The sequence below is a fragment of the Phyllobacterium sp. MT110 genome (genome assembly GCF_058792715.1).
Genome location: NZ_JBXAFE010000001.1, coordinates 826,782 through 851,096, shown reverse-complemented (window position 1 = coordinate 851,096; position 24,315 = coordinate 826,782). Strand labels below are relative to the sequence as shown.

The following is a 24,315-nucleotide window of genomic DNA, read 5'->3' as shown; positions in this document are numbered from 1 at the left end:
GGGAAGTTGGTGGCGGTTTGTGTAACCCCGTGAAATCACGAGGTATTTTCGAATCACATTGATATCTGCTAAGAGTTTAGGCGCAACGTAAACCGTTTGTTAAGGTTAATTTAAAAAAATTTTATTAAAATTGAAGGTATTAGCCGGAGCACTTTTCGGCCCTGCGAGAGGGCCGATCAGCGGCCGATGCGCAGATTTGACAAAAGCGGTGTGAAGGCGCGTCGAAAAACAGCGGCCACTGTGCGTTATGCGTGGTTCGACAAGCTCACCATGAGGGAGGGTGAGGATTGCAGGGAGCCTTATCCCGCAATGTTTCCGATTAGCATTGCAGCCAAACCACTTCCCTCATGGTGAGCTTGTCGAACCACGCGCAACGGCTATGCCGGCAGAAACGGCGCTCAGTTGGCTGGGGGATAGAGCGAGTTGACGATGCTCTTGGCGTTGTGACGGGCATCAAGCATGCCGTAGGTGGTGCGCCACTGCCCGCCGAGGCGGGTTTCGATGAACGCATCGGCGATATCTTCCGAGTGCAGGTGCCGCAGTTCCGCACCCGCAGCGGCCAGCGCCAGCTGCTCAGTCAGGATGCGCGCAGCGCCCTCGTCGTTTTCCGCAACACGCATGGCGGCGCGCAGCACCTCGACCGTACCCTGCCCGCCGCGCCCGAGCTGGGCGCCGATCCAGTTCAGCACCTCGTCGAACAGCTGCGGCCCGCGCTTGAGAACGCGCAGCACGTCCAGCGCCATGACATTGCCGGAACCTTCCCAGATGGCATTGACCGGGGCTTCGCGGTAATGGCGGGCCAGATTGCCCTCCTCGATGTAGCCATTGCCGCCGAGGCATTCCATCGCCTCGTACAGCAAGGCGGGCGCGATCTTGGCAACCCAGTATTTCACCACAGGGGTCATCACCCGGGCGAAGGCCGCCTCACCGCGATTCTGTGCCGCATTGTCGAAGGCGCGGGCCAGCCGGAAGGTCAGCGCCGTCGCGCCGGCCACATCCAGCGCCATGTCGGCCATGACCCGCAGCATCAGCGGCTTGTCGAACAGCGGCCCGTCAAACACGATGCGATGGCGCGCATGGTGCACCGCCTCGGCGAGACCGGCGCGCATCATCCCGGCCGAGGCGATGGCACAGTCCAGCCGCGTCAGCGTCACCATGTCGATGATGGTTTTGACACCGTCGCCCGGACCGCCGACCATCTGGCCCAGCGCATTGTCGAATTCGACTTCGGACGAGGCATTGGAGCGGTTGCCGAGCTTGTCCTTCAGGCGCTGGAAGCGAAAGCCGTTGGATGATCCGTCCGGCAGGATGCGCGGCACGAGGAAACAGGACAGGCCTTCCCGCGCCTGCGCCAGCACCAGGAACGCATCGGACATAGGCGCCGACATGAACCATTTGTGGCCGGTAATCCGGTAAAAACCGCTGCCGGCGGGTTCGGCGCGCGTCGTATTGGTGCGCACATCCGTGCCGCCCTGCTTCTCCGTCATGCCCATGCCGAGAGTCAGGCTTGCCTTCTTGGCCGGGGATTTGTTGCTGGAATCATATTTGCGCGGCAGGACCAGCGGCGACCACTCGCGGTACAGGCTTGGCGACGACATCAAGGCCGCCAGCGACGCGCTGGTCATGGTGATCGGGCAGAGATGCCCGCATTCCAGCTGCGCTGCCGTATAGAAGCGCGCCGTGCGCGCCTGGTGGCGCAGGCCGTTTTCCGTCGGGCCGTCTTCCCAGATGGACGAATGCAGGCCCTGCGCCACGGAACGGCGCATCAGCGCATGATAGGCCGGATGGTAATCAATGACATCGACGCGAAAGCCCTGGCGGTCATGGGTGCGCAGCTTGGGCGTTTCCGTATTGGCGAGCCGCGCCAGATCCTGCGCATCACCGGACAGGACAAACCGGCCGCTTTGTTCCAGCTCCGTCCGGGTCGCCTGCGGAAACCGCTTGGTGATCTGCATCAGCAACGGATCGCCGAGATAGGCGTTGAGGCCGATCATGGAGGGTGTCTGGTTGAGAACGTCGTGGGTTTTCAAGAAAATGTCCTGATCCAATATGAGCTGTCTTCACGGCATGGCCCGTTTCATCCGAACACGTCAGCGCCGCAATCATGAGTCGCGCATTTATGGAATGAAGGTTCTGACAAGCGGTTAACCGATCCATCTTCTTCTAGCCGAATGACGGCGCCGATGCAAAATGTCTCAGGCAGCTTTTTCTGTATCCGGGCGCAAGCTTATGTCTAGACAAATGAAAAGCTGCCTGCCTATCATGCCTTTATATTCATCGTGCCAAAAAAATGAACAAAGGGGTCAATCAGATGAAATTCAAATGGTATCTCGGCGCTGCATGCGCGGCGCTTCTGGCATCCGCCGTCCCGTCACAGGCGGACACGGCGGTTTCCGTCGGCCTGTCCGGCTGGACCGGCTTTGCCCCGCTGACGCTGGCCAAGGAGGCCGGCATCTTCAAGAAGAACGGCCTTGACGTCACGCTGACCAAGATTCCGCAGGCTAGCCGCCATCTGGCGCTGGCATCGGGCGACGTGCAGTGCGCCGCCACCACGGTGGAAACCTGGATCGCCTGGAACGCCAATGGCGTCGCCACCAAGCAGATTTTCCAGATGGACAAGTCATTCGGCGCCGACGGCATGGTCGTGCGCAGCGATGTCGCCAAGATTTCCGACCTCAAGGGCAAGGCCATCGCCGCATCGGCGCCCGGCACATCGCCCTATTTCGTCCTGGCATGGATGCTGAAGCACAACGGCCTGTCGCTGAAGGACGTGAAGGTCGTCAATCTCGAGCCGGGACCGGCGGCCCAGGCCTTTGTCGCCGGGCAGAACGACGCGGCGATGACGTATGAGCCCTATCTGTCCACCGTGCGCGCCGCCCCGGACAAGGGCAAGATCATCGCCACCACGCTGGATTATCCCGTCGTGATGGACACTTTTGGCTGCACCAATGCATTCCTCGAAAAGAATCCGGAAGCGGCCAAGGCCTTCGCCAAGAGCTACTTCGACGCGCTCGAGCTGATCGCAGCCGACAAGGACAAGGCCTACGCGATCATGGGTGCCGACGTGAAGCAGACAGCAGAGGTGTTCGGCAATTCCGCGCAATATCTGCGCTGGCAGGACAAGGCAGCCAACCAGGCCTTCTTCGAGAAAGACTTTGCCAAATTCTCCGACGAGGCGGCAGACCTTTTGCTTGAAATTGGCGTCATCAAGAAGAAGCCGGATATCAGCACCATCGTCGATACCAGCTTCATCAAGTAATCAGCTGATGGCTGCAAGAGGAGGGTGCGTGGTTCGACAAGCTCACCATGAGGGAGGTGGGGGATTGCAGGGAGCACTATTCTGCAACCCATCGGATTGGCCTTGCATCAAACCACCTCCCTCATGGTGAGCTTGTCGAACCACGCACTGCAACTTGCAGCCACTTCAACCGGACAACATCGGCACTCCTAGGGTTATACCTTCACTCTTTGCATCGGAACACTCATGGTTCAACCTCTCCAGCCGATCGGGGCGTCGTCACGCGTCCTGCTTGGCGTCCTCTTCTTTATCCTGTTCATTGCGGCATGGTCCGCCGCCACCTTCGGCGGCTTTGTATCCAGCACATTTCTCGCCGATCCCCTGACCATGCTGCATGACGGCTGGCTCCTGTTGTCCCAGCAGAATTTTCTCTATGATATCGGCATGACGATCTGGCGGGTTGTCGGCGGCTTTGTCATCGCGGCCATCATCGCCGTTCCCCTCGGCATTGCCATGGGCGCCTACAAGCCCATCGAGGCCATGCTGGAACCCTTCGTCTCCTTTGCCCGGTATCTTCCCGCCTCGGCCTTCATTCCGCTCCTGATCCTGTGGGCGGGCATCGGCGAGATGCAAAAGCTGCTGGTGATTTTCATCGGCGCGGTATTCCAGATCATCCTGATGGTGGCCGTGGCCGTCGCCAATACGCGCCGCGATCTGGTGGAAGCCGCCTATACGCTCGGCGCCAATGACAGCGGCATCGTCAAGCGTGTCCTCATCCCGGCCAATGCGCCGGATATCGCCGAAACATTGCGGCTGGTGCTGGGCTGGGCCTGGACCTATGTCATCGTTGCCGAAATGATCGGTGCCTCCTCGGGCATCGGCTACATGATCATCAACAGCCAGGCGCTGCTCGCCACCGGGCAGATCATTTTCGGCATCATCGTCATCGGTGTCATCGGCCTGATTTCGGATTTCCTGTTCAAATCGGTCAATCGCCGGCTTTTCGCCTGGAGGCTCGCATGAGCACGCTTGTCATCAAAGGCGTCAGCCGCATCTTTCCGGGCGTGCACGGCGGCAAGCCGACCGAGGCGCTGCAACCCACCGACCTCACCGTGGCGCATAACGACTTCGTTTCGATCCTCGGTCCGTCCGGCTGCGGCAAGTCCACGCTCCTGCGCATTGTCGCCGGGCTCGACCGCCCGACCAGCGGCACCGTGACGCTTGATGGGCAGGAGGTCAAAGGTCCCGGCGCTGATCGCGGCGTGGTGTTCCAGTCCTATACGCTGTTTCCATGGCTGACGATCGAGCAGAATATCGGCTTTGGCCTGCGTGAACGCGGCGTTGCCGAAAAAGAAAAGCGCGACATCGTTGCCTCCTATATCGACAAGGTGGGCCTGCGCGGTTTCGAAAACCATTGGCCGAAACAGCTGTCGGGCGGCATGCAGCAGCGCACGGCGATTGCCCGGGCGCTGGCCAACAATCCAAAAATCCTGCTGCTCGACGAACCCTTCGGCGCGCTCGACAACCAGACGCGCGGGCTGATGCAGGAGCTGCTGCTCGGTATCTGGGAACACGAGCAGAAAACCGTCATCTTCGTCACGCACGATATCGAGGAAGCAATCTTCATGGCGTCGCGGGTGGTGACGATGTCAGCACGGCCGGGCCGGATCAAATCCATCATGCCCGTGCCACTCGGCCACCCCCGGCATTATACGGTGAAGGCCAGCCCCGAGTTCACCGGGATGCGGCTGAAGCTGACGGAAGAAATCCGCAGCGAGGCCATTCTGGCCGCCGAGGCGCATTAGGGGTCTTGCTTCGTTGCATCGGCATCGTGCGTGGTGCGTGGTTCGACAAGCTCACCATGAGGGGAAACGGGGGATTGCAGGGAGCACTATTCTGCAACGTTTGTGATGAGCCCTGCAGCCAAACCACCTCCCTCATGGTGAGCTTGTCGAACCACGCACAATATTCATGCAGCGTCACGAACTTATAAGAACAAGGGATTTTTTGGGGGAACAGGGCGGGATATGCTGCCAAACGCTTGCGGGGCGGCGGCATCAAGCCTATAGGGGGGACTTGATATGACATCAAAAACGCTCCCCCTTCTGTTTCCCCACCGCCATTTGCTTGGCATCAAGAACCTTTCCCCCGAGGACATCAATATTCTTCTCGACCTTGCCGACAGCGAGATCGCGGTTTCGCGCCAGTCCGAGAAGAAAAAGAGTGTCCTGCGCGGACGGACGCAGATCAACCTGTTCTTCGAGGCATCGACCCGGACACAGTCATCCTTCGAGCTGGCCGGAAAACGGCTCGGCGCCGATGTGATGAACATGTCGGTCGGCAATTCCTCGGTGAAAAAGGGCGAAACGCTGATCGATACCGCCATGACGCTGAATGCGATGCGGCCGGATATCCTGATCATCCGGCATGGCTCCGCCGGTGCCGCCGCCCTGCTGGCGCAAAAGGTGGGCTGCTCGGTGGTCAATGCCGGCGACGGCGCGCATGAACACCCGACGCAGGCCCTGCTCGATGCGCTGACAATCCGGCGCGCCAAGGGCAAGGTTGCCCGGCTGATCGTGGCGATCTGCGGCGATGTGCTGCATTCGCGCGTGGCCCGCTCCAATATCCTGCTGCTCAACGCCCTCGGGGCGCGGGTGCGCGTCATCGCCCCCTCGACCCTCCTGCCCGCCGGGATCAGCCAGATGGGCGTCGAGGTTTTCAACTCGATGGAGGAGGGTCTGAAAGACGCCGACGTGGTGATGATGCTGCGCCTGCAGCGTGAGCGCATGGCGGGCGCCTTCGTGCCGTCGGTGCGTGAATATTTCCACTATCACGGGCTTGATCGCGAAAAGCTCAAGCATGCCAAGCCCGACGCGCTGGTCATGCATCCCGGACCGATGAACCGCGGCGTCGAGATCGCCTCGGATGTGGCCGACGGCTCGCAGAGCGTCATTCAGGAGCAGGTTGAAATGGGCGTCGCCGTGCGCATGGCGGTGATGGAAGCGCTGCTGGACCCGCGCCGCAACGCGGAAGGAGTAGCGGGATGAGCACGACCGTTCTGCACAATGCCCGGATCGTCGATCCATCCCGCGGTCTCGATGAGACCGGAACAATCATCATCAGGAACGGCAGCATCGTTGCCAGCGGCGCCGATGCCCGCAACCAGGGTGCGCCCGAAGGCGCGACTGTTATCGACTGCACGGGAAAAACCGTCTTGCCGGGGCTCGTCGATGCCCGCGTCTTCATCGGCGAGCCCGGTGCTGAACACCGAGAGACCATCGCCTCGGCCAGCCAGGCGGCAGCGGCCGGCGGCGTGACCTCCATCATCATGATGCCGGATACCGATCCGGTGATCGACAATGTGGCGCTGGTCGAATTCGTCCGCCGCACGGCGCGCGATACGGCCGTGGTCAATGTCTATCCGGCTGCGGCGGTCACCAAGGGGCTGCAGGGCCAGGAAATGACCGAAATCGGCCTGCTGCGCGCAGCGGGTGCCGTGGCGATCACGGAAGGGCGCCATTCCATCGCCGATACGCAGCTCTTACGCCGCGCCCTCACCTATGCCAGGGATTTCGGGGTTGTCCTGTCGCACGAGACACAGGATCCCTATCTCGGCATTTCGGGCGTGATGAATGAAGGCCTCTATGCCAGCTGGCTCGGTCTTTCCGGCACGCCGCGCGAAGCGGAAGTCATTCCGCTCGAACGCGACCTGCGTCTCGCCGCGCTGACCAAGGGCACCTATCACGCCGCGCAAATCTCGACGGCCATGTCCGCCGAGGTGGTGGCCCGCGCCAAGCAGAACGGCGTCAATGCCACCGCCGCCGTCTCGATCAACCATCTTTCGCTCAATGAGAACGACATCGGCGAATTCCGCACCTTCTTCCGCCTGCAGCCGCCGCTGCGGCTCGAGGAGGACCGGCTGGCCATGGTCGAGGCGCTGCGCAACGGCACCATCGACATCATCGTCTCGTCGCACGATCCGCAGGATGTCGACACCAAGCGCCTGCCCTTCGCCGATGCGGCGGCCGGGGCCATCGGCCTGGAAACACTGCTCGGCGCCGCCCTGCGGCTCTATCACAATGGCGATGTGCCGCTGATCCGCGTCGTCGAGGCGCTTTCCAGCGGCCCCGCCAAAATTTTCGGCCTCGATGCGGGCACGCTCAAGCCAGGCACCCGGGCGGATATGACCATAGTCGATCTTGACGAGCCGTGGATTGTGAAGGAAGAACAGCTGCGGTCGCGCTCCAAGAACAGCTGTTTTGAAAGCGCCCGTTTCCAGGGCCGCGTTCTGCAGACATTTGTGGCGGGCAAGTCCGTTTTCACCATCTGAAGAGAAAACCGGGGAAGAGAGCATGTCGGATTTCATCAACGGGCAGGCAGGATATCTTTTCGCCGCGCTGGTCCTGGGCTACCTGCTCGGCTCCATTCCGTTCGGGCTGATCCTGACACGGCTCGCGGGCCTCGGCGACGTGCGCAGCATCGGCTCCGGCAACATCGGCGCCACCAACGTGCTGCGCACCGGCAACAAGAAGCTGGCGGCGGCAACGCTGCTGCTCGACATGTTCAAGGGAACCGCTGCCGTACTGATCGCCGGCGCCATCAGCCCGCAGGCCGCCATTGTCGCCGGTCTCGGCGCCTTTCTCGGGCACATCTTTCCGGTCTGGCTGAAATTCAAGGGCGGCAAGGGCGTCGCCACCTATCTCGGCGTCCTGCTTGGCCTTGTCTGGCAGGTGGCGCTGATCTTCGCCGCCATCTGGCTGATCATTGCCTACACCACCCGCTATTCCTCGCTGTCGGCGCTGATCGCGGCGGTTGCCACCCCGATCATTCTCTATGTCATGGGCTACCACGCCATCGCCCTGCTCTTCCTCATCCTGACGGTCATCGTCTTCATCAAGCACCGCGCCAACATCGAGCGCCTCCTGGCCGGCACCGAGGGCAAGATCGGGTCCAAGGGGTGACGGAGGATCAGAAAGGCATCCGCCTTTCTGACAGCCAGCGACTGAGCTGGCTTCGGCTGATCCGCAGTGAGAATGTCGGCCCGGTCACCTTCCGCCATCTGATTGCCCGCTACGGCTCGGCTTCCGACGCTCTGGAAATGCTGCCGGAACTGGTACGGCGCGGCGGCGGCCGCCGTCCCATCCGGATCGCCAGCCTCGACGAGGCCCGGCGCGAAATGGCGATGGCCGCGCGCGTGGGTGCCGTCTTCACCGGTATCGGCGAACCCGACTATCCCCGCTATCTGCGCCACGCCGACAATCCGCCGCCGCTGGTGGCGATCAAGGGCGATGCGGCGGTGTTTCGCCGTCCGGCTGTCGCCATTGTCGGCGCGCGCAATGCCTCGCTCATCGGGATCAAGCTCACGCGGATCATTGCACGGGAATTGGGACAGGCGGGTTACGCCGTCATCTCCGGGCTTGCCCGCGGCATCGACAAGGCGGCGCATGAGGCAAGCCTTGACAGCGGCACCGTTGCCGTCATGGCCGGCGGCCTGGACAAGCCCTATCCGCCGGATAATCTCGACCTCTTCGCAGCGATCCCCGCAAGCGGCGGCGCCGTCATCAGCGAAATGCCGTTCGGCTGGGAGCCGCGCGCCCGGGATTTTCCGCGCCGCAACAGGATCATCGCGGCGCTTTCCCTCGGCCTGCTGGTTGTCGAGGCGGCGGAGCGATCCGGCTCGCTGATCAGCGCCCGGTTTGCCGGAGAACTCGGTCGCCTGGTTTTCGCCATCCCCGGTTCGCCGCTCGATCCGAGGGCCAAGGGCACCAATGCTCTCTTGAAGAACGGCGCCATTCTCGTGACTGAAACCGCCGACATCCTGTCGGCCATCGGACCGCTTGTGGACCGGCCCGCCCTCGACGATACGGCATTTTTCGCGCCGGAATCCGCCTTTCCGTCCATTCCCCCGCCCAACGAGACAGACCGCGACCGGGTCGTCACCCTTTTGGGTCCAACGCCCGCCGATGTCGACGACCTCATCAGGACAAGCGGAATTCATCCGGCGGCCATATCGCTTATTCTGCTCGAACTCGATCTGGCCGGCCGGCTGCAGCGTCACTCAGGTGGAAGTGTTTCGCTTCTTTAGAGAGGAGACAATATTTGTCTCTTTTGCCAAAAGATCATTGCTTTCGATGTAAGCGATTTCGATCAGATAGGCCAGCATGTCCAGGTCATTCAACTTGGCCATACTGCGCAATTCTCCCAGCATTTGCTGAATATATCTTATGTTTTCTGTCCGACTGAACTTGTTCTCACCCATGACTTCGTCCTTAAATACGCATTTATACAGAAATAAATAAAGTTATATTATATAGGTCTTTAATCCGGTGGATTTCACAGTTTGCCAGTCCGAACCTCCACAAAAACAATCAAATAGTGATTCGCTTTCTTAAAAAAGGCGGGACTCGCTGCCTTTCTCAATAAAGCGTCTGAGACGCATGGATAATATCATTAATTGCAATATTTCAAATAGCAACTTTAAGTTGCATTTAACGATTTTTCACGCACAGGCCTTGACGTTCCGAGCAAGCCTGTTCATTTCACAAGACCTGTTTCGAAGTGAAAACTGTGCTTTTGTAATGTGACAAGAGCAGGAAAGCCCAATTCAATAATGAACGTTGTCGTCGTCGAATCGCCCGCCAAGGCTAAAACAATCAACAAATATCTGGGTTCAGGCTATACGGTTCTGGCCTCGTTCGGCCATGTCCGTGATCTGCCTGCCAAGGATGGGTCCGTACGTCCGGATGAAGATTTCGCCATGTCGTGGGAAGTCGACGGGGCATCGGCCAAACGTCTGGGCGATATCGTCAAGGCCTTGAAGGACAGTGACGGCCTCATTCTCGCAACCGATCCGGATCGCGAGGGTGAAGCAATCTCCTGGCACGTCCTGGAAGTGCTGCGGCAGAAAAAGGCCATCGGCACCAAGCCGGTCAAGCGCGTGGTGTTCAATGCGATCACCAAGAACGCGGTGCTCGACGCCATGGCCAATCCGCGCGACATCGACATGCCGCTGGTCGATGCCTATCTGGCCCGGCGTGCGCTTGACTATCTCTTCGGCTTCACCCTGTCGCCGGTGCTCTGGCGCAAACTGCCCGGCGCCCGCTCCGCCGGCCGCGTGCAATCGGTCGCCCTGCGGCTCGTTGCCGATCGCGAAGCCGAGATCGAACGCTTTGTGCGCGAGGAATACTGGAACATTGCAGCGCTCTTGAAGACGCCGCGCAATGACGGCTTCGAAGCCCGGCTGATTTCCGTCGACGGCAAGAAGCTCGCCAAGCTCGATATCAAGAACGCCGAACAGGCGGGTGCGCTGCGCACCATGCTGGAGGGCGCAAGCTTCAAGGCGGCATCCGTCGAAGCCAAGCCGACCAAGCGCAATCCCGGACCGCCCTTCACCACCTCCACCCTGCAGCAGGCGGCATCCGGGCAGCTCGGCTTCTCGGCCTCGCGCACCATGCAGATCGCCCAGCGCCTGTATGAGGGTATGGACCTTGGCGGCGAGACCGCCGGTCTGATCACCTATATGCGTACGGACGGCGTGCAGATGGCGCCGGAAGCGGTTCAGGCCGCGCGCCAGACGATCAGCAAGGTATTCGGCGAAAAATACGTGCCGGAGAAGCCGCGCTTCTACTCGACCAAGGCGAAGAACGCCCAGGAAGCGCACGAAGCCATCCGCCCGACCGATTTCAACCGCCACCCGAAGGACGTGCGCCAGTTCCTCGATGCCGACCAGGCGCGGCTCTATGAGCTGATCTGGAAGCGCGCCATCGCCAGCCAGATGCAGTCGGCCGATATCGAACGGACCGTCGTGGACATTGACGCGCAGAACGGTTCAAGTTTTGCCCAGCTGCGCGCCAATGGTTCCGTGGTGAAGTTCGATGGCTTCCTCGGTGCCTATGTGGATCACCGCGAGGAAGAGGATGTCGATGAGGACGGCGCCCGCCTGCCCGAGATCCGTGCCGGCGAGGCCCTCGCCCGCGAAAAGATCAACGCGACGCAGCACTCGACCGAACCGCCGCCGCGCTATTCCGAAGCCACGCTGATCAAGCGGATGGAAGAGCTCGGCATCGGCCGTCCCTCGACCTATGCGGCAACCCTCGCCACCCTGCGCGACCGCGAATACATCACCATCGAAAAGCGCAAGCTCATTCCCGAAGCCAAGGGCCGTCTGGTCATTGCCTTCCTCGAGAGCTTTTTCCAGCGCTACGTGGAATATGATTTCACCGCTGACCTCGAAGAAAAGCTCGACGAGATTTCCGATGGCAAGCTGCGCTGGAAGGATGTTCTGCGCGACTTCTGGACCGATTTCTTCGGCTCCGTCGACGGCATCAAGGAACTGCGTGTCACCAACGTTCTCGATGCGCTGAACGACCAGCTCGGCCCGCTCGTCTTCCCGCCGCGCGAAGACGGCAGCGATCCGCGCATCTGCCAGGTCTGCGGAACCGGCAATCTCTCGCTGAAGCTCGGCAAGTACGGCGCGTTCGTCGGCTGCTCGAACTATCCGGAATGCAAGTTCACCCGTCAGCTCGGCGGCAGCGAAGCCTCCGGCGAGAACGGCAATGGCGACGAGCCGAAGGTGCTTGGCAAGGATCCCTATACCGACGAGGACGTCAGCGTGCGCAACGGCCGTTTCGGCCCCTACGTGCAGCGCGGCGACGGCAAGGAAGCCAAGCGCGCCAGCCTGCCGAAGGGCTGGACCATCGAGGCCATGGACCATGAAAAGGCGCTGGCGCTCCTGTCCCTGCCAAGGGATGTGGGCCAGCATCCCGAATCGGCCAAGATGATTTCGGCGGGTATCGGCCGGTATGGCCCCTACCTCTCGCATGACGGCACCTATGCCAATCTGGAAAGCGCGGAGGACGTGTTCTCCATCGGCCTCAACCGCGCCGTCACAGTACTGGCGGAAAAGCTGGCCAAGGGCCCGGGTCGCGGGCGCGGCACACCAGCGGCGCTGAAGGATCTGGGCGAACATCCCGATGGCGGGCCGATCACCGTGCGCGACGGCAAATACGGTCCCTATGTCAATTGGGGCAAGGTCAATGCGACCCTGCCGAAGGGCAAGGACCCGGCAACCGTCACCGTCGAGGAAGCTCTGCTCCTGATCGCCGAGAAGGCCGGGGCCAAGGGCACCAAGAAAGCCCCTGCCCGCAAGGCTGCGGCGAAAAAGCCCGCCGCCAAGAAACCAGCCGCCAAAAAGGCGGCGACGAAAAAAGCTAGTTAAGGACCCGAACATTGGCACGCCGTATCTCTCCACCCAAAGGAAAAAAGCGGCCTGCCAGTTCCGCAGACACCGGTCGCGAGCCCTATCTGCCGGGCCGCGAGGAAATTCTCCAGTTCATCAAGGAGAATCCGGACCGCGCGGGCAAGCGCGATATCGCCAAGGCTTTCAACCTCAAGGGCGATGCACGCATCGGCCTGAAAGACATTCTGCGCGATCTGGCCGATGACGGCCTTGTGGAAAAGCGGGCAAAGCGCCTCGCCGTGCCCGGCAGCCTGCCAAGTGTTGCCGTCCTCGATATCACCGGACGCGACGGTGATGGCGGGCTGATTGCCAAGCCGGCCGAATGGCCTGCCGATCACGAGGATCGGCCGCCTACCGTTTTCATCCGCGCCTCGCGCAACCAGAAGGGCCCGACGCCCGGCGTCGGCGACCGCGTTCTCGCCCGCATTTTCCAGGGCGCCGATCCCAGCGGTCCGGCCTATACGGCCCGCGTCATCAAGCGCATCGAACACCGCAAGGATGCGGTACTGGGCGTGCTGCGCCATCTCGACAATGGCGAATGGCGGATCGAGCCGGTGGAGCGGCGGCAGGCGGAGCTTTCCGTCGACCCGGCCCAGCTGAACAATGCCAAGGCGAACGACCTTGTTGAAGTCGAAGTGAGCAAGATCGGCCGCTACGGGCTGGCGCTTGCCCGGATCAGCCAGATCATCGGCTCCGTTGCCAGCGAGCGGGCGCTATCGATGATCGCCATCCACGAGCATGAAATCCCGCACGTGTTTCCCGACAGCGTCATTGCCGAGGCGGAAAAGGCCAAGCCCGCCACCATGGCGCACCGGGAGGACTGGCGGCACGTGCCGCTCGTCACCATCGATCCGGCCGACGCCAAGGATCACGACGATGCCGTCTGCGCCGAAGCGGACACGGACGAGAAGAATACCGGCGGCTTCATCGCAACCGTCGCCATCGCCGACGTCGCCGCCTACATCACGCCGGGTTCGGCGCTCGACCGCGAAGCGCTGAAGCGCGGCAATTCGGTCTATTTTCCCGACCGCGTCGTTCCCATGCTGCCGGAACGCATTTCCAACGACCTGTGCTCACTGAAGGAACTGGTCGACCGCCCCGCCCTTGCCGTGCGCATGATTTTCGGTGCCGACGGGCGCAAGATTTCGCACACATTCCACCGCATCATGATGCGCTCGCATGCGCGCCTGTCCTATCCGCAGGCACAGGCGGCCATTGACGGTGCGACCGACGAGAAGACGGCGCCCATTCTCGACAGCATCCTGAAGCCGCTCTGGGCAGCCTACGCCGTGCTCAAGCGCGGGCGCGATTCCCGCGAACCGCTGGAACTCGACCTGCCGGAAAAGAAAATCCTGCTGACGCCGGAAGGCAAGGTCGACAAGGTGGTGATTCCGCCGCGGCTCGATGCGCACAAGCTCATCGAAGAATTCATGATCCAGGCCAATGTCGCCGCCGCCGAAACGCTGGAGCGCAAGCGCCAGCCGCTGATCTTCCGCATCCATGACGCGCCCTCGCTGGCCAAGCAGGAAATTCTGCGCGAGTTTTTGCGCACGCTGGATATTTCGCTGGCGCGCGGCGCCGAACTGCGCCCGAACCAGTTCAACCATATTCTCAAGCGCGTCGAAGGCAGCGAACAGCAGGAACTGGTCAACCAGGTCGTCCTGCGCTCGCAGTCGCAGGCGGAATACAACCCCGAGAATATTGGCCATTTCGGTCTCAACCTGCAGAAATATGCGCACTTCACCTCGCCGATCCGCCGTTACGCCGACCTGATCGTGCACCGCGCGCTGATCGCGGCGCTGGCACTCGGCCCCGACGGCATCACCCGCAAGGAAGAGGAAGACCTGCCGGAGATCGCCGCGCTGATTTCCACCTCGGAGCGGCGCGCCATGGCGGCCGAACGCGACACCGTCGACCGGCTGATCGCCCATCACCTCGCCGGACAGGTCGGCAGCAGTTTCCAGGGGCGGATTTCCGGTGTGACCAAGGCCGGGCTGTTCGTTGCCCTTGCGACATATGGTGCCGATGGCTTTATTCCCATTTCAACCCTCGGCGATGATTACTATCTTTACGATGAAACCAACCATGCCCTTTCGGGCGAAAGAAGCGGCAAGGGCTTCCGGCTGGGCGACATCGTCGATGTGCGCCTGATCGAGGCCCTGCCGGTGGCGGGTGCATTGCGGTTCGAAATGCTGACCGAACCGCATGCCGTTCCAAGCGGCGTGCGCTCGCACCACAAGGCCAAGCGTTTTGCGCGCGGAAGCCAGAAACGTCCGGGCGGGTTTTCCCGCGGCGGGCGAAGAGGTAAGGGATGACGGAACATATTTTTGGTGCGGATACTGCCCCGGCAAGACCCGTCCGCCCGGTCGGTCAGGCCATGTGGCGCGGCTTTCGCGGCCGCTGCCCGCATTGCGGCGAAGGAAAACTGTTCCGCGCCTTCGTCAAATCGGTCGACCGCTGCGCCGTCTGCGGCGAGGACTATACCCACCAGCAAGCCGATGATTTTCCTGCTTATATAACCATCACAATTGTAGGCCATATTGTGCTGGGCGGATTCCTCGCGGTGGAAACGCTCGTTCTGCTTTCAAGCTGGGTGCATCTGGCAATCTGGGCACCCCTCACGGTTGCCATGTCCATCGCCCTGCTCCAACCGATAAAGGGCGCGATCATTGGATTGCAATGGGCCAATTACATGCATGGTTTCGGCGGCGAAACCGATGAGCTGGAACCGCCGGAACGGTGATACGATGCCATTGAGCGACCTCGACAAATCCGCGCCTGCCAAAGCTGCACATGCCCGCCTGCGGCCGCGCGACGCCGCATCGCTGCTGCTCGTTGACCGCACGGGCAAGGAACTGCGCATCCTCATGGGCCGGCGCCACATGCGCCATGTCTTCATGCCGGGGAAATTCGTGTTTCCGGGCGGGCGCACCGAACGGGCCGATGGCCGGATTGCCGCCTTTGGCGAGCTGACGCCGGCCGACGAGGGCAATCTTTTGAAGGGCATGGGCACGCGCCCCAGCACCCAGCGCTGCCGCGCCCTCGCCCTTTCCGCCATCCGCGAGACATTTGAGGAAGCCGGGCTGTTCCTCGGCCGGCACGCACCCGCCGCCATCGGCCACCCCGACTGGGCGGCCTTTGACCAGCGCGGCATCCTGCCCGACCTTTCGGCCATGCGCTATTTTGCCCGCGCCACCACGCCGCCCGGCGGCTCGCGCCGCTTCGATACGCGCTTTTTCATGGCCTTCCGCGAAGCGGTGGCCGACAGCCTGCCCGAAGGCACCGGATCGTCGCTCGAGCTTGAGGAGCTGTGCTGGCTCCCCTTCAACGACGCCCTGAAGCTCGATATTCCGACGATCACCCGCGCCATCATCCAGGAGGCGCAGGCGGTGCTGGAGACCAATCCGGCCCTGCAACCCGGCCACACCGTCGTTGAATACCGCATGAAATACGGGCGCTTCGTCCGAGAGGTCTTCTAGTTCATGGATGCAATGCAGAAGACGTCCGACCAGATCGTGGTCCGGTCATCCTGGCGCGCCCTTGTTGCGGCCATCGCGACGATCAGTGCCGTCGGTGTCGCCATCGGCCTCGGCATTCCGCTGCTCAGCGTCATCCTGGAAAATCGCGGCCATTCCGCCACGATGATCGGCCTCAACGCGGCGGTTGCCGGCATCGCCTCCATCGTTGCCGCGCCCTTCGCCGCCTCCATCGCCGCCCGTCTCGGCGTGGTGCCGACCCTGCTGCTGATGCTTCTGATCGGCGCCTGCTCCTTCTTCGGCTTCTATGTCTTCAGCGATTTCTGGGTCTGGGTGGTGCTGCGCGTCTTCCTGCATTTCGCCTTGACCATGCTGTTCATCCTGTCGGAATACTGGATCAACACCGCCGCGCCGCCGGAAAAACGCGGGCTGGTGCTCGGCGTCTACGCCACGGTGCTGTCCATGGGCTTTGCGCTCGGGCCCTGGCTGTTTTCGCGCATCGGCAGCACCGGCATCACGCCGTTTGCCGTCGGCTTCGGCATCATCATTTTCGCTATGCTGCCTGTTCTCCTTGCCTGGAAGGAAAGCCCCGATTTTCACGAGGAAGAACACGTGCCCTTCGCCCCCTTCATCTGGGCGGTGCCGACGGCAACGGCGGCCGTCTTCGTGTTCGGCGCGGTGGAAACCGGCGGCTTTGCACTGTTTCCGGTCTATGGCTCGCGCATCGGCTACAGCGAGGCGGATGCCGCCCTGCTCCTGACCACGATCGGCCTTGGCAATGTGCTGATGCAGATCCCGATCGGCCTGCTCAGCGACCATGTGCAGGACCGCCGCAAGATCCTGCTTGTCTGCGCGCTGGTCGGGCTTGCCGGCATGTGCATCCTGCCCTTCATCACCGCCAACTGGTATCTGGTGGCGGGCCTGTTCTTCATCTGGGGCGGCGTGGTGGCCGGGCTCTATACGGTCGGCCTCGCGCATCTCGGCTCACAGCTGACTGGCCGCGAACTCGCCTCGGCCAATGCGGCGTTCGTGTTCTGCTATGCCGTCGGCATGCTGGTCGGTCCGCAGGCACTGGGGCTTGGCATGGACGCGATGGGCCCCGGCGGATTTGCGGTGTCGCTGGCAATATTCTTCGCCGGTTACGCGCTTCTGGTCGGTTCCCGGCTGATAAGACGCAGGAACTAGGCCACCTATTTGTCTCTTCTCGGAGAATCATCCAGAGATACACCACAAAGTATAACCTCCTTACCCCCTCTAGTTATGCGAGCAATACGGGCGGAAATTCGGAATACTTTAGTCTGACTTGCCGTCAAAACCGGCGGGTTAACGCTTTGCCCATATATTTTGCACTTGACTATTACACGTCATTGCAACTCTATTTTGCCTCACATTTTAGTTTTCTATTTCTGCATTTCAAACGACGCTTATATCGGGAACCATATTTCATGTCTTTTCACGCCACAGGTGCGGCTTTTTCCGCGCGTTCTGATCGTTTGTCCAAATTCCGCAACCATCTGATGAGCAGCGTCTGTGCCGCGCTGATCATCGCTGCCGCTGGACCCGGCGCCCATGCGCAGGAGGTGCCGGGCAAATATTTCAACGCCGATGGCAGCAGGACGGATGATCTGGAGAAGGCCGCGGCGACATGGCGTGCCGACAAGGAGTTTCAGGGCAATTGGGGCATTGGTGCTTTGAAAGCGGAATATGCCTATGCGCGCGGCTTGTACGGGCAAAGCATCAAAATCGGCGTAGTGGATTCTGGGATTTATCTACCTCACTCGGAATTTACCACTTCACGTTTTCATCCAGTCGCCGTTGAAGGAAGTTATTCCGCGGACAACAATTGGACTGACAAAAAAAAACGCACGTTCAAAAGGGGTGAAGCCTTCAATGTGCCCGGAGTTTACATTCCTGGGGTCAACGATGCTCACGGAACTGAAGTCAGTGGCACAATAGGCGCTGCCAAAGACGGAGTTCAATTTCATGGGGTGTCCTTCGAGGCTGATATCTATTCAGCGAATACCAACGGGACAGATAGTATTCAGCAAGGCTCCAACAACCTGGATTATAATTATTTCAAGGCAATTTATGATGCTCTAGGCAAGCAAGGAACGCGAATTATCAATAATAGCTGGGGACAAATATCCAGTATACCATCGGAAAGTCTAGTGAGTACGCCAAACGAACTGGCCAACGCTTACAAAAACTTCGAGCAGCTTAGAACAAGTGGCCATAAAACGTGGCTCGACGCCATTGCAGAATCTGTAGAGAAGCATGATGTGCTTCAAACCAATTGGGCGGGCAATGCCGATGTTGGGTCCCCGACCAGTCCAAGTCTGGAGCCAAACCTCGCCTATTTCAGACCGGAGTTGGAGGGACATTGGCTCGCAGTCAGTGGATATGCGCGCGACACAGGCCAAGTTTACAATAAATGTGGCGTTGCCAAATATTGGTGCATCATGGCTCCAACAGATGTTCTATCAACGGGCATAAATGGTGGCTATAGTCCTAATTTTAATGGCACGTCCGCAGCTACTCCCCATGCGTCGGCCTCGCTTGCATTGATTATGCAGCGTTTTCCTTACATGACCAATGCTGAATCCTTGTCTGTAATGCTGACAACGGCACAGAACATGGAGGACGATCCCAACAGATCACAGCATACCTTAGGAAGCTTGTATCGCAGCGTGTCTCCTTTGAAACCTGGTTTGACAAATCTTCCCAATATCTTTGGTTGGGGCCTAATCGATCTTAAGAAGGCTATGAACGGCCCTGCCCAATTCCTCGGCCGGTTTGATGCCAACCTAGGTGCCGGTGTAAAAGACACTTGGAGCAACGACATCTCGCAGGTGGCGCTGGATCAGCGCAAGCGGGAGGAAGCAGAGGAAGTGGCGGCTTGGACTACGCGGAAGAAGGTGCGGGGCTGGGAGAGCGGTTTTGGCGAGAAACAGCGCTCGGAGCTGGCGAAGACAATCGAACCACAATTTTCCTCTGACAAGATTGCTGCGGCCGAAGCCTTGTTGACGGCGCTGTTCAAAGCCGTGGCTGCTGCCACCGAAGTTAATTGGAAAATAACACTCGCAAAAAATATCACAATCACAGTAAATCCCCTCGCCTCGGCCCTACTAGCCGATTTCAAAAAGGCTTATCCGAAATCTGTCACAACGTACGGGAGTGATCCCACTGCAGATTATGCAGATTACAAAACCGGCCGAAAGCAAGACCCGCTTACGGTGCTGAAACAGACAATGCTGGCTGAACAGATAGCCGCGCTGGAAACGGAATATCAATTCACCGAATCGCGCACGGCCTATCTCTCCGACAAGCTTGCCGATCCGAAATCCTATGATGCGGGGCTGACGAAATCGGGGCTGGGCTCGCTGTGGCTGACGGGCAAGAATACCTATCGCGGCGATACCTTGATCAATGGCGGCGAGCTTGGCATCGGGCTTGGCGGTTCTGTGGTTTCAACATCGATCATTAATGATACGGGGCTTCTAACCGTCGATGGCACGACGGCGGCGGTAACCGCGAATGCGGGCGGGCAGGTGAAGGTCAATGCCACGGGTGTGACCGGCGATCTCGCCTTGAACGGCGGCTTTGCCTCCGTCGATGGCCGCAGCGGCGCAGCGGCGGTCAACACTGGCGGTGTGCTCAGTGGCATCGGCACCGTGGAGCGTCTGGCTGTGCATGAGGGTGGCATGGTCGCGCCGGGCAATTCCATCGGCACATTACATGTGGCAACCGATGCCACTTTCGACAAAGATACAGGTTTGCTCATTCAGGTGGCTGCCGACGGGCGTAGCGACCGTTTGGAGATTGCCGGCAAGGCGACACTGCTCGGCGGCGTTGTCACCGTCACCACTGAAGAGGGAAAAGCGCCCCTGTCGCCAGCCGAAACGCTAGCGCTCCTGGATAAGACATACATGATACTAGCAACTGCGGGTGGTGTGAGCGGGACCTTCGATAAGGCCCTGCCGCACTATTACTTCATCGGCGCCGCACTCGCCTATGCAGCCAATGACGTCACAGTCAGCCTTGCCCGCAACAATGTTGCCTTTGCCGATGTCGGCGAGACAAAGAACCAGAAGGCAGCGGCTTCCGGGGTTGAAAGTCTGGGTCGCGGTAATCTCCTCTATGACACAGTGGCTGTCTCAACAGTGACGCAGGATCTGCCCGCCGGTTTCTCCGCCCTGTCGGGCGAGGCGCATGCCTCGTTGCGCGGCACGCTGTTGCAGGATGCCGGGCTGGTCAGCGGGGCGGCGTCCGAGCGGGTGCGCGCCGCCTTTGACGGTGTCGCCGCCAAAGCCGCGCCGGTTGCACCGCCGCTCGCCTATGGCCCGGAGGCCAAGGACAAGCGGTATGCCGGTGAGGCGTTTGATGCGGCAACACCAGCTCCGGCCGTTTCAACCACCGCTTTGTGGGGGCAGGCCTATGGCGGCTGGAGCCATGGTTCGAGCGATGGCAATGCCGCCGCCTACAACAGAAGCACCGGCGGCATCGTCACCGGCATGGATGGGGTGATTGCGGAGACATGGCGCTTTGGTCTGCTGGCGGGTTACGGCTCGACATCGCTGCATGGGGCGGGGTCGTCCGTCTCCGCCGACAGCTATCAGCTCGGTGTCTATGGCGGCACGACAATCGATGCGCTACGTTTAAGCCTCGGCACCATCCTGGCGCATCACGAGATCGATACGCGCCGCACGGTGTCGTTCGGCTCGCTGGAGGAGACGGACACCGCCGGCTACAGCGCCAACACGGTGCAGCTCTTCGGTGAAGCCGCCTACCGCATCGAGACGCCCTATGCGGCACTCGAACCTTTTGCCGCGGCGGCCTATACCCACCTGAAGACATCGGGCTTTGCCGAAACCGGTGGCATCGCCGCCCTGTCGGCGCCATCATCCACGACGGACCTGACGACGACGACGCTCGGGCTCAGGGCCTCGCGCGCCTTCACCCTCGGCAATGCCACAACGCTGAGGGCGCGGGGCATGGCCGGCTGGCGGCATGCCTATGGCGATGTCACGCCGCAGGCGCAGTTCGCCTTTGCCAGCGGCGGCGAAAGCTTCGACATCAGCGGCCGGCCCATTGCCGCCGATGCGGCACTGGTCGAAGCCGGCCTCGCCTTCGATATCGGCAGGGCAACGACGCTCGGCCTCACCTATACCGGCCAGTTCTCCGCCGGCGTCAACGACAACTCCGTCAAAGCCGATCTGACGGTACGGTTCTGAGACAATGAATACGGCTATTGCGATGAGAAAGCTGTCTTTCCCATATGTCACAATCGAGACTGGCAGGGCCGGAACTCTACGCAACGTCACTTGCGTGGAGGACGCGTTTGAATTGCTTACGCTTTATTGGCCCAAACAGTATCGGGGCGTGCGATGGTCCATCGCCCATCAGGCGTGCATTGACGCCACAAGCAGAAAGGCGAGTGCTGCGAGTGTTCAAAGGGCGTTCATCGAAGCTGCAAAAGAAGCCGGAATTTATTTCAACCAGGAGAAGTCTTCCGTCAAGATATAAAAGTGAGTATCTGCGCCTCATTCTGAATCACGTATTATGCGATGCGTTTCGCTTATGGGCACAACGAGACGTCAAGCGGATGGCCAGATAATAATAGCTCCACCCTTGACTTTTCGGCGGGTGTTGGTACATGTCCGCCTGAATTTCCGCTTATAGCCACGTTGTTGGACTGAACGGCGGTCCTCTTCTAATAAAGACAGGTAAACTGAAAATGGCTAAGGCTGCAAATATCAAGATCAAGCTTCTGTCGACCGCTGACACCGGTTTCTTCTACGTTACGAGCAAGAACAGCCGTACGAAGACAGAGAAGTTCTCTTTCCGCAAGTACGACCCGGTCGTACGCAAGCACGTTGAATTCAAGGAAACCAAGATCAAGTAATCCTGGATTTTCCCGCATGTTCAAAATGCCGCCTTCGGGCGGCATTTTTGTTTCTGGGGATAGGCAATCCGATTCGGGCGGCCTCAGGCCGCCTCGGAGACAACCTTGTTGCGGCCCGACGCCTTGGCGCCATACAGCGCCTCGTCGGCACGCTTGAGCATGTTCTGCACGCTGTCATCCTTCGACTGCACGCTGGCAATGCCGATGCTGATGGTCACCGGCACGCTGGTGGCGCCGTCATCGACGAAAAACGGCGTCGAGGCCACTTCACGCCGGATACGCTCGGCGACAATGGCCGCCATCGTCAGGTCCGTATCGGGCATGACGATGAAGAACTCTTCCCCGCCATAGCGGCTGGCGAGGTCGCTGCCGCGCACGTTGCGGCGCAGGCGCTGGGCGAATTCGCGCAGCACCTCATCCCCGCCATCATGGCCATAGGTGTCGTTGATCAGCTTGAAGCGGTCGATGTCCGTCATCAGGATCGACAGCGGACGGCGGCGGTCCACCGCGCGCTTGAACAGGGTTGCCAGGTGCGTTTCCAGATACAGCCGGTTGTGCAGGCCCGTCAGGCTGTCGGTGACCGCCATCTCGTAAGTCTTGACGACACTGGCGCGCAGGCCGTCATGATAGGCCTTGCGGCGCAGCTGCGTGCGCAGGCGCGCCAGCAATTCGTTGGAATTGAGCGGCCGCACCACATAATCGTTGACGCCAAGCTCCAGCGCGCGGCGGACCTTCGGTTCCTCGCCCTGATCCGCGACGAATATGATCGGCATCGACCGCGTGTTGTCGAGCGAGCGCAACTGTGCGCAAATGCGCAGCGGATCGTAATCGGCAAAGCTCGATGCGATGATCAGGCAATCGTGATTGCCCTGAATGGCGTCGAAAAAACCCGTCTGCGGATCGGTCTGCACGTCGACGGTGCATTCTTCCGCCAGAATGGTTCTGATTCGTTCGACGCTGCCGGGCCGCTCGTCGATGAGCAGTACCTTGGCATCCCGGGCTATGGCTTCGACACCGCTGGGAAAGCGCAGGATGGATTCAAGGCCGACATCGCGGGTCGTTGCCACCCGCAGCCGCAATTCGTCGGTGAGATTCTTCAGCCGCACCAGGCTTTTCACCCGGGCAAGCAGTTGCAGGTCGTTGACCGGCTTGGTGAGAAAATCATCGGCGCCGAAATTCAAGCCGGTGATCCGGTCCATATCCTGATCGAGCGCTGTCACCAGAATGACCGGGATATGCGCGGTGGCGGGCTGCGATTTCAGCCGGCGGCAGACCTCGAACCCGTCCATCCCCGGCATCATGACATCGAGAAGGATGACATCGACGCTGTTGTTTTCGCAGAATTCCAGCGCTTCATAGCCGTTCGACGCCGTCACGACTTCATAATATTCGGCGCTCAACCGCGCTTCCAGAAGCTTCACGTTGGCAGGAACATCATCTACGACAAGTATGCGGGCCGTCATAGTTCACTTCTCCGGGAAAACTGACGGGTCAAGCGTCGCCAAGGTAGGATTTGATGGTTTCGATGAATTTCGGCACGGAAATCGGCTTGGATATATAGGCCTCACAGCCGCCCTGCCGGATACGCTCCTCGTCACCCTTCATCGCGAAGGCCGTGACGGCGATGATGGGGATCACATGCAGATCATCATCCGCCTTCAGCCATTTGGTCACTTCGAGCCCGGAAACCTCCGGCAGCTGGATATCCATGAGGATCAGGTCGGGCCGATGCTCGCGCGCCAGATCGAGGGCTTCGAGACCGTTGCGTGTGCGGATCGTTTCATAGCCGCTGGCTTCGATAAGGTCGCGGAAGAGCTTCATGTTGAGCTCATTGTCCTCGACAATCATGACTTTCTTCACCATTGGCAACGTCCCGTTGATCATGCGTGGCGTGGGATTGCCGCCTTGACAAGGCTCCCACCGCAGCATCATTGAATGGATGCAAGTAATAGCGCGTTTTGATTGATGAAAAGGTAACTCTTCACGGCGGTCAAAAAATGCTGCAGATCATGTTTAACCAAGGCTTTATTGAACATCTTCTTTTGTAGAGATTCAATTGGTCATTGGCCCTTCCGCCTGCAATGGGGTCGCGGCAGGCGGTCAAACGGGAATATTGTTTTCAAGGGTGTTCGGATGAACACACATTTCGGGACAGACAGGCAGAATGAAACAGCAGATGAACCTCGAGAACGCACAGGATCTGGCGATCAATGCCCTGGTTTTCCTGGCGCAGGACAGTGAATTGCTGCCGCGCTTTCTTGCCCTTACGGGCATCACGGCGGATCAAATCCGCCAAGCGGCGCAGGAGCCGGGATTTCTGGCCGGCGTGCTGCAGTTCTACCTGGCGCATGAGCCGACCCTGATGCGCTATTGCGAGGCGACAGAGACGGACCCTGCCCTGTTCCAGCAGGCGCTGCGGCTGCTGCCGGGCGGACGGCAGGAGGATGTGTACTAACGCGCA

At 60.3% G+C, this 24,315-nt stretch carries 20 protein-coding genes; 16 read left to right on the top strand and 4 right to left on the bottom strand.

Annotated features, from left to right (window positions below):
* Positions 1–398 precede the first annotated feature (398 nt).
* Positions 399–2,030, bottom strand: a complete 1,632-nt coding sequence (locus AC1Q5O_RS04455; RefSeq protein WP_464660048.1) for an acyl-CoA dehydrogenase family protein — start codon at positions 2,028–2,030, stop codon at positions 399–401.
* Positions 2,031–2,311: 281 nt separating this feature from the next.
* Between AC1Q5O_RS04455 and AC1Q5O_RS04450 the strand changes: the two genes are divergently transcribed.
* The 7 genes from AC1Q5O_RS04450 to dprA all read left to right on the top strand — a co-directional run bounded on the left by AC1Q5O_RS04450 (position 2,312) and on the right by dprA (position 9,323).
* Positions 2,312–3,259 carry an ABC transporter substrate-binding protein gene (locus AC1Q5O_RS04450; protein WP_346307223.1) on the top strand — a complete coding sequence of 316 codons (948 nt, stop codon included), beginning with the start codon at positions 2,312–2,314 and terminating at the stop codon, positions 3,257–3,259.
* A gap of 225 nt (positions 3,260–3,484) precedes the next feature.
* Complete coding sequence (locus AC1Q5O_RS04445) at positions 3,485–4,261, top strand: ABC transporter permease (RefSeq protein ID WP_223615159.1); 777 nt, start codon at positions 3,485–3,487, stop codon at positions 4,259–4,261.
* Positions 4,258–5,043, top strand: a complete 786-nt coding sequence (locus tag AC1Q5O_RS04440; RefSeq protein WP_492561962.1) for an ABC transporter ATP-binding protein — start codon at positions 4,258–4,260, stop codon at positions 5,041–5,043. The genes AC1Q5O_RS04445 and AC1Q5O_RS04440 overlap by 4 nt, the downstream gene beginning before the upstream one ends.
* Before the next feature lie 276 nt (positions 5,044–5,319).
* Positions 5,320–6,285: an aspartate carbamoyltransferase catalytic subunit gene (locus tag AC1Q5O_RS04435; protein ID WP_403173316.1), complete on the top strand. Its 966-nt coding sequence runs from the start codon at positions 5,320–5,322 to the stop codon at positions 6,283–6,285.
* On the top strand, positions 6,282–7,568 hold the full coding sequence (locus AC1Q5O_RS04430) for a dihydroorotase (RefSeq protein ID WP_492561961.1): 1,287 nt from the start codon (positions 6,282–6,284) through the stop codon (positions 7,566–7,568). The genes AC1Q5O_RS04435 and AC1Q5O_RS04430 overlap by 4 nt, the downstream gene beginning before the upstream one ends.
* Positions 7,569–7,590: 22 nt before the next feature.
* The gene (plsY, locus tag AC1Q5O_RS04425; protein WP_464660041.1) at positions 7,591–8,199 is read left to right on the top strand and encodes a glycerol-3-phosphate 1-O-acyltransferase PlsY; all 609 of its coding nucleotides are present in this window, start codon (positions 7,591–7,593) and stop codon (positions 8,197–8,199) included.
* Positions 8,196–9,323, top strand: coding sequence for a DNA-processing protein DprA (gene dprA / locus AC1Q5O_RS04420; RefSeq protein ID WP_492561960.1), 1,128 nt, complete (start codon positions 8,196–8,198; stop codon positions 9,321–9,323). The genes plsY and dprA overlap by 4 nt, the downstream gene beginning before the upstream one ends.
* Here dprA and AC1Q5O_RS04415 read toward each other — a convergent pair.
* Positions 9,297–9,497 (bottom strand): hypothetical protein, encoded by a 201-nt coding sequence (locus tag AC1Q5O_RS04415; protein ID WP_492561959.1) that lies wholly within the window; start codon positions 9,495–9,497, stop codon positions 9,297–9,299. The genes dprA and AC1Q5O_RS04415 overlap by 27 nt on opposite strands.
* 351 nt (positions 9,498–9,848) lie before the next feature.
* On the opposite strand from AC1Q5O_RS04415, the gene topA reads away from it, so the two are divergent.
* The 8 genes from topA (at position 9,849) to rpmG (ending at position 21,854) form a co-directional block, all read left to right on the top strand.
* A complete protein-coding gene (gene topA / locus AC1Q5O_RS04410; protein ID WP_492561958.1) occupies positions 9,849–12,455 on the top strand; it encodes a type I DNA topoisomerase in 2,607 nt (868 codons plus the stop codon).
* 11 nt (positions 12,456–12,466) lie between these two features.
* Positions 12,467–14,791, top strand: coding sequence for a ribonuclease R (gene rnr / locus AC1Q5O_RS04405; protein WP_492561957.1), 2,325 nt, complete (start codon positions 12,467–12,469; stop codon positions 14,789–14,791).
* Positions 14,788–15,219 carry a DUF983 domain-containing protein gene (locus tag AC1Q5O_RS04400; RefSeq protein WP_472461292.1) on the top strand — a complete coding sequence of 144 codons (432 nt, stop codon included), beginning with the start codon at positions 14,788–14,790 and terminating at the stop codon, positions 15,217–15,219. The genes rnr and AC1Q5O_RS04400 overlap by 4 nt, the downstream gene beginning before the upstream one ends.
* Positions 15,194–15,955, top strand: a complete 762-nt coding sequence (locus AC1Q5O_RS04395) for an NUDIX hydrolase (protein ID WP_492561956.1) — start codon at positions 15,194–15,196, stop codon at positions 15,953–15,955. Before AC1Q5O_RS04400 ends, AC1Q5O_RS04395 begins: the two co-directional genes overlap by 26 nt.
* A 3-nt stretch (positions 15,956–15,958) precedes the next feature.
* Positions 15,959–17,137, top strand: coding sequence for an MFS transporter (locus AC1Q5O_RS04390; protein ID WP_346307232.1), 1,179 nt, complete (start codon positions 15,959–15,961; stop codon positions 17,135–17,137).
* 146 nt (positions 17,138–17,283) lie between these two features.
* Positions 17,284–21,183, top strand: coding sequence for an autotransporter domain-containing protein (locus tag AC1Q5O_RS04385; protein WP_492561955.1), 3,900 nt, complete (start codon positions 17,284–17,286; stop codon positions 21,181–21,183).
* 4 nt (positions 21,184–21,187) lie between these two features.
* On the top strand, positions 21,188–21,475 hold the full coding sequence (locus tag AC1Q5O_RS04380; protein WP_492561954.1) for a DUF982 domain-containing protein: 288 nt from the start codon (positions 21,188–21,190) through the stop codon (positions 21,473–21,475).
* A gap of 211 nt (positions 21,476–21,686) precedes the next feature.
* Positions 21,687–21,854 carry a 50S ribosomal protein L33 gene (rpmG, locus tag AC1Q5O_RS04375; RefSeq protein ID WP_105735448.1) on the top strand — a complete coding sequence of 56 codons (168 nt, stop codon included), beginning with the start codon at positions 21,687–21,689 and terminating at the stop codon, positions 21,852–21,854.
* 83 nt (positions 21,855–21,937) lie between these two features.
* Here the strand turns inward: rpmG and AC1Q5O_RS04370 are convergent, their stop codons facing one another.
* Complete coding sequence (locus AC1Q5O_RS04370; protein WP_464660032.1) at positions 21,938–23,317, bottom strand: PleD family two-component system response regulator; 1,380 nt, start codon at positions 23,315–23,317, stop codon at positions 21,938–21,940.
* Positions 23,318–23,345: 28 nt separating this feature from the next.
* Positions 23,346–23,717 carry a response regulator gene (locus tag AC1Q5O_RS04365; protein WP_008122893.1) on the bottom strand — a complete coding sequence of 124 codons (372 nt, stop codon included), beginning with the start codon at positions 23,715–23,717 and terminating at the stop codon, positions 23,346–23,348.
* A gap of 301 nt (positions 23,718–24,018) precedes the next feature.
* Here AC1Q5O_RS04365 and AC1Q5O_RS04360 point away from each other — a divergent pair, with 301 nt between their 5' ends.
* Positions 24,019–24,309: a DUF3572 domain-containing protein gene (locus AC1Q5O_RS04360; RefSeq protein WP_223615170.1), complete on the top strand. Its 291-nt coding sequence runs from the start codon at positions 24,019–24,021 to the stop codon at positions 24,307–24,309.
* Positions 24,310–24,315: the final 6 nt, after the last annotated feature.

Bases quoted from the DNA above. Each gene is read 5' to 3' on its own strand.
- AC1Q5O_RS04450 (WP_346307223.1), top strand. From the start codon at position 2,312: ATGAAATTCAAATGGTATCTCGGCGCTGCATGCGCGGCGCTTCTGGCA.
- AC1Q5O_RS04445 (WP_223615159.1), top strand. From the start codon at position 3,485: ATGGTTCAACCTCTCCAGCCGATCGGGGCGTCGTCACGCGTCCTGCTT.
- AC1Q5O_RS04440 (WP_492561962.1), top strand. From the start codon at position 4,258: ATGAGCACGCTTGTCATCAAAGGCGTCAGCCGCATCTTTCCGGGCGTG.
- AC1Q5O_RS04435 (WP_403173316.1), top strand. From the start codon at position 5,320: ATGACATCAAAAACGCTCCCCCTTCTGTTTCCCCACCGCCATTTGCTT.
- AC1Q5O_RS04430 (WP_492561961.1), top strand. From the start codon at position 6,282: ATGAGCACGACCGTTCTGCACAATGCCCGGATCGTCGATCCATCCCGC.
- plsY (WP_464660041.1), top strand. From the start codon at position 7,591: ATGTCGGATTTCATCAACGGGCAGGCAGGATATCTTTTCGCCGCGCTG.
- AC1Q5O_RS04415 (WP_492561959.1), bottom strand. From the start codon at position 9,497: ATGGGTGAGAACAAGTTCAGTCGGACAGAAAACATAAGATATATTCAG.
- topA (WP_492561958.1), top strand. From the start codon at position 9,849: ATGAACGTTGTCGTCGTCGAATCGCCCGCCAAGGCTAAAACAATCAAC.
- AC1Q5O_RS04400 (WP_472461292.1), top strand. From the start codon at position 14,788: ATGACGGAACATATTTTTGGTGCGGATACTGCCCCGGCAAGACCCGTC.
- AC1Q5O_RS04395 (WP_492561956.1), top strand. From the start codon at position 15,194: ATGAGCTGGAACCGCCGGAACGGTGATACGATGCCATTGAGCGACCTC.
- AC1Q5O_RS04390 (WP_346307232.1), top strand. From the start codon at position 15,959: ATGGATGCAATGCAGAAGACGTCCGACCAGATCGTGGTCCGGTCATCC.
- AC1Q5O_RS04380 (WP_492561954.1), top strand. From the start codon at position 21,188: ATGAATACGGCTATTGCGATGAGAAAGCTGTCTTTCCCATATGTCACA.
- rpmG (WP_105735448.1), top strand. From the start codon at position 21,687: ATGGCTAAGGCTGCAAATATCAAGATCAAGCTTCTGTCGACCGCTGAC.
- AC1Q5O_RS04370 (WP_464660032.1), bottom strand. From the start codon at position 23,317: ATGACGGCCCGCATACTTGTCGTAGATGATGTTCCTGCCAACGTGAAG.
- AC1Q5O_RS04365 (WP_008122893.1), bottom strand. From the start codon at position 23,717: ATGGTGAAGAAAGTCATGATTGTCGAGGACAATGAGCTCAACATGAAG.
- AC1Q5O_RS04360 (WP_223615170.1), top strand. From the start codon at position 24,019: ATGAAACAGCAGATGAACCTCGAGAACGCACAGGATCTGGCGATCAAT.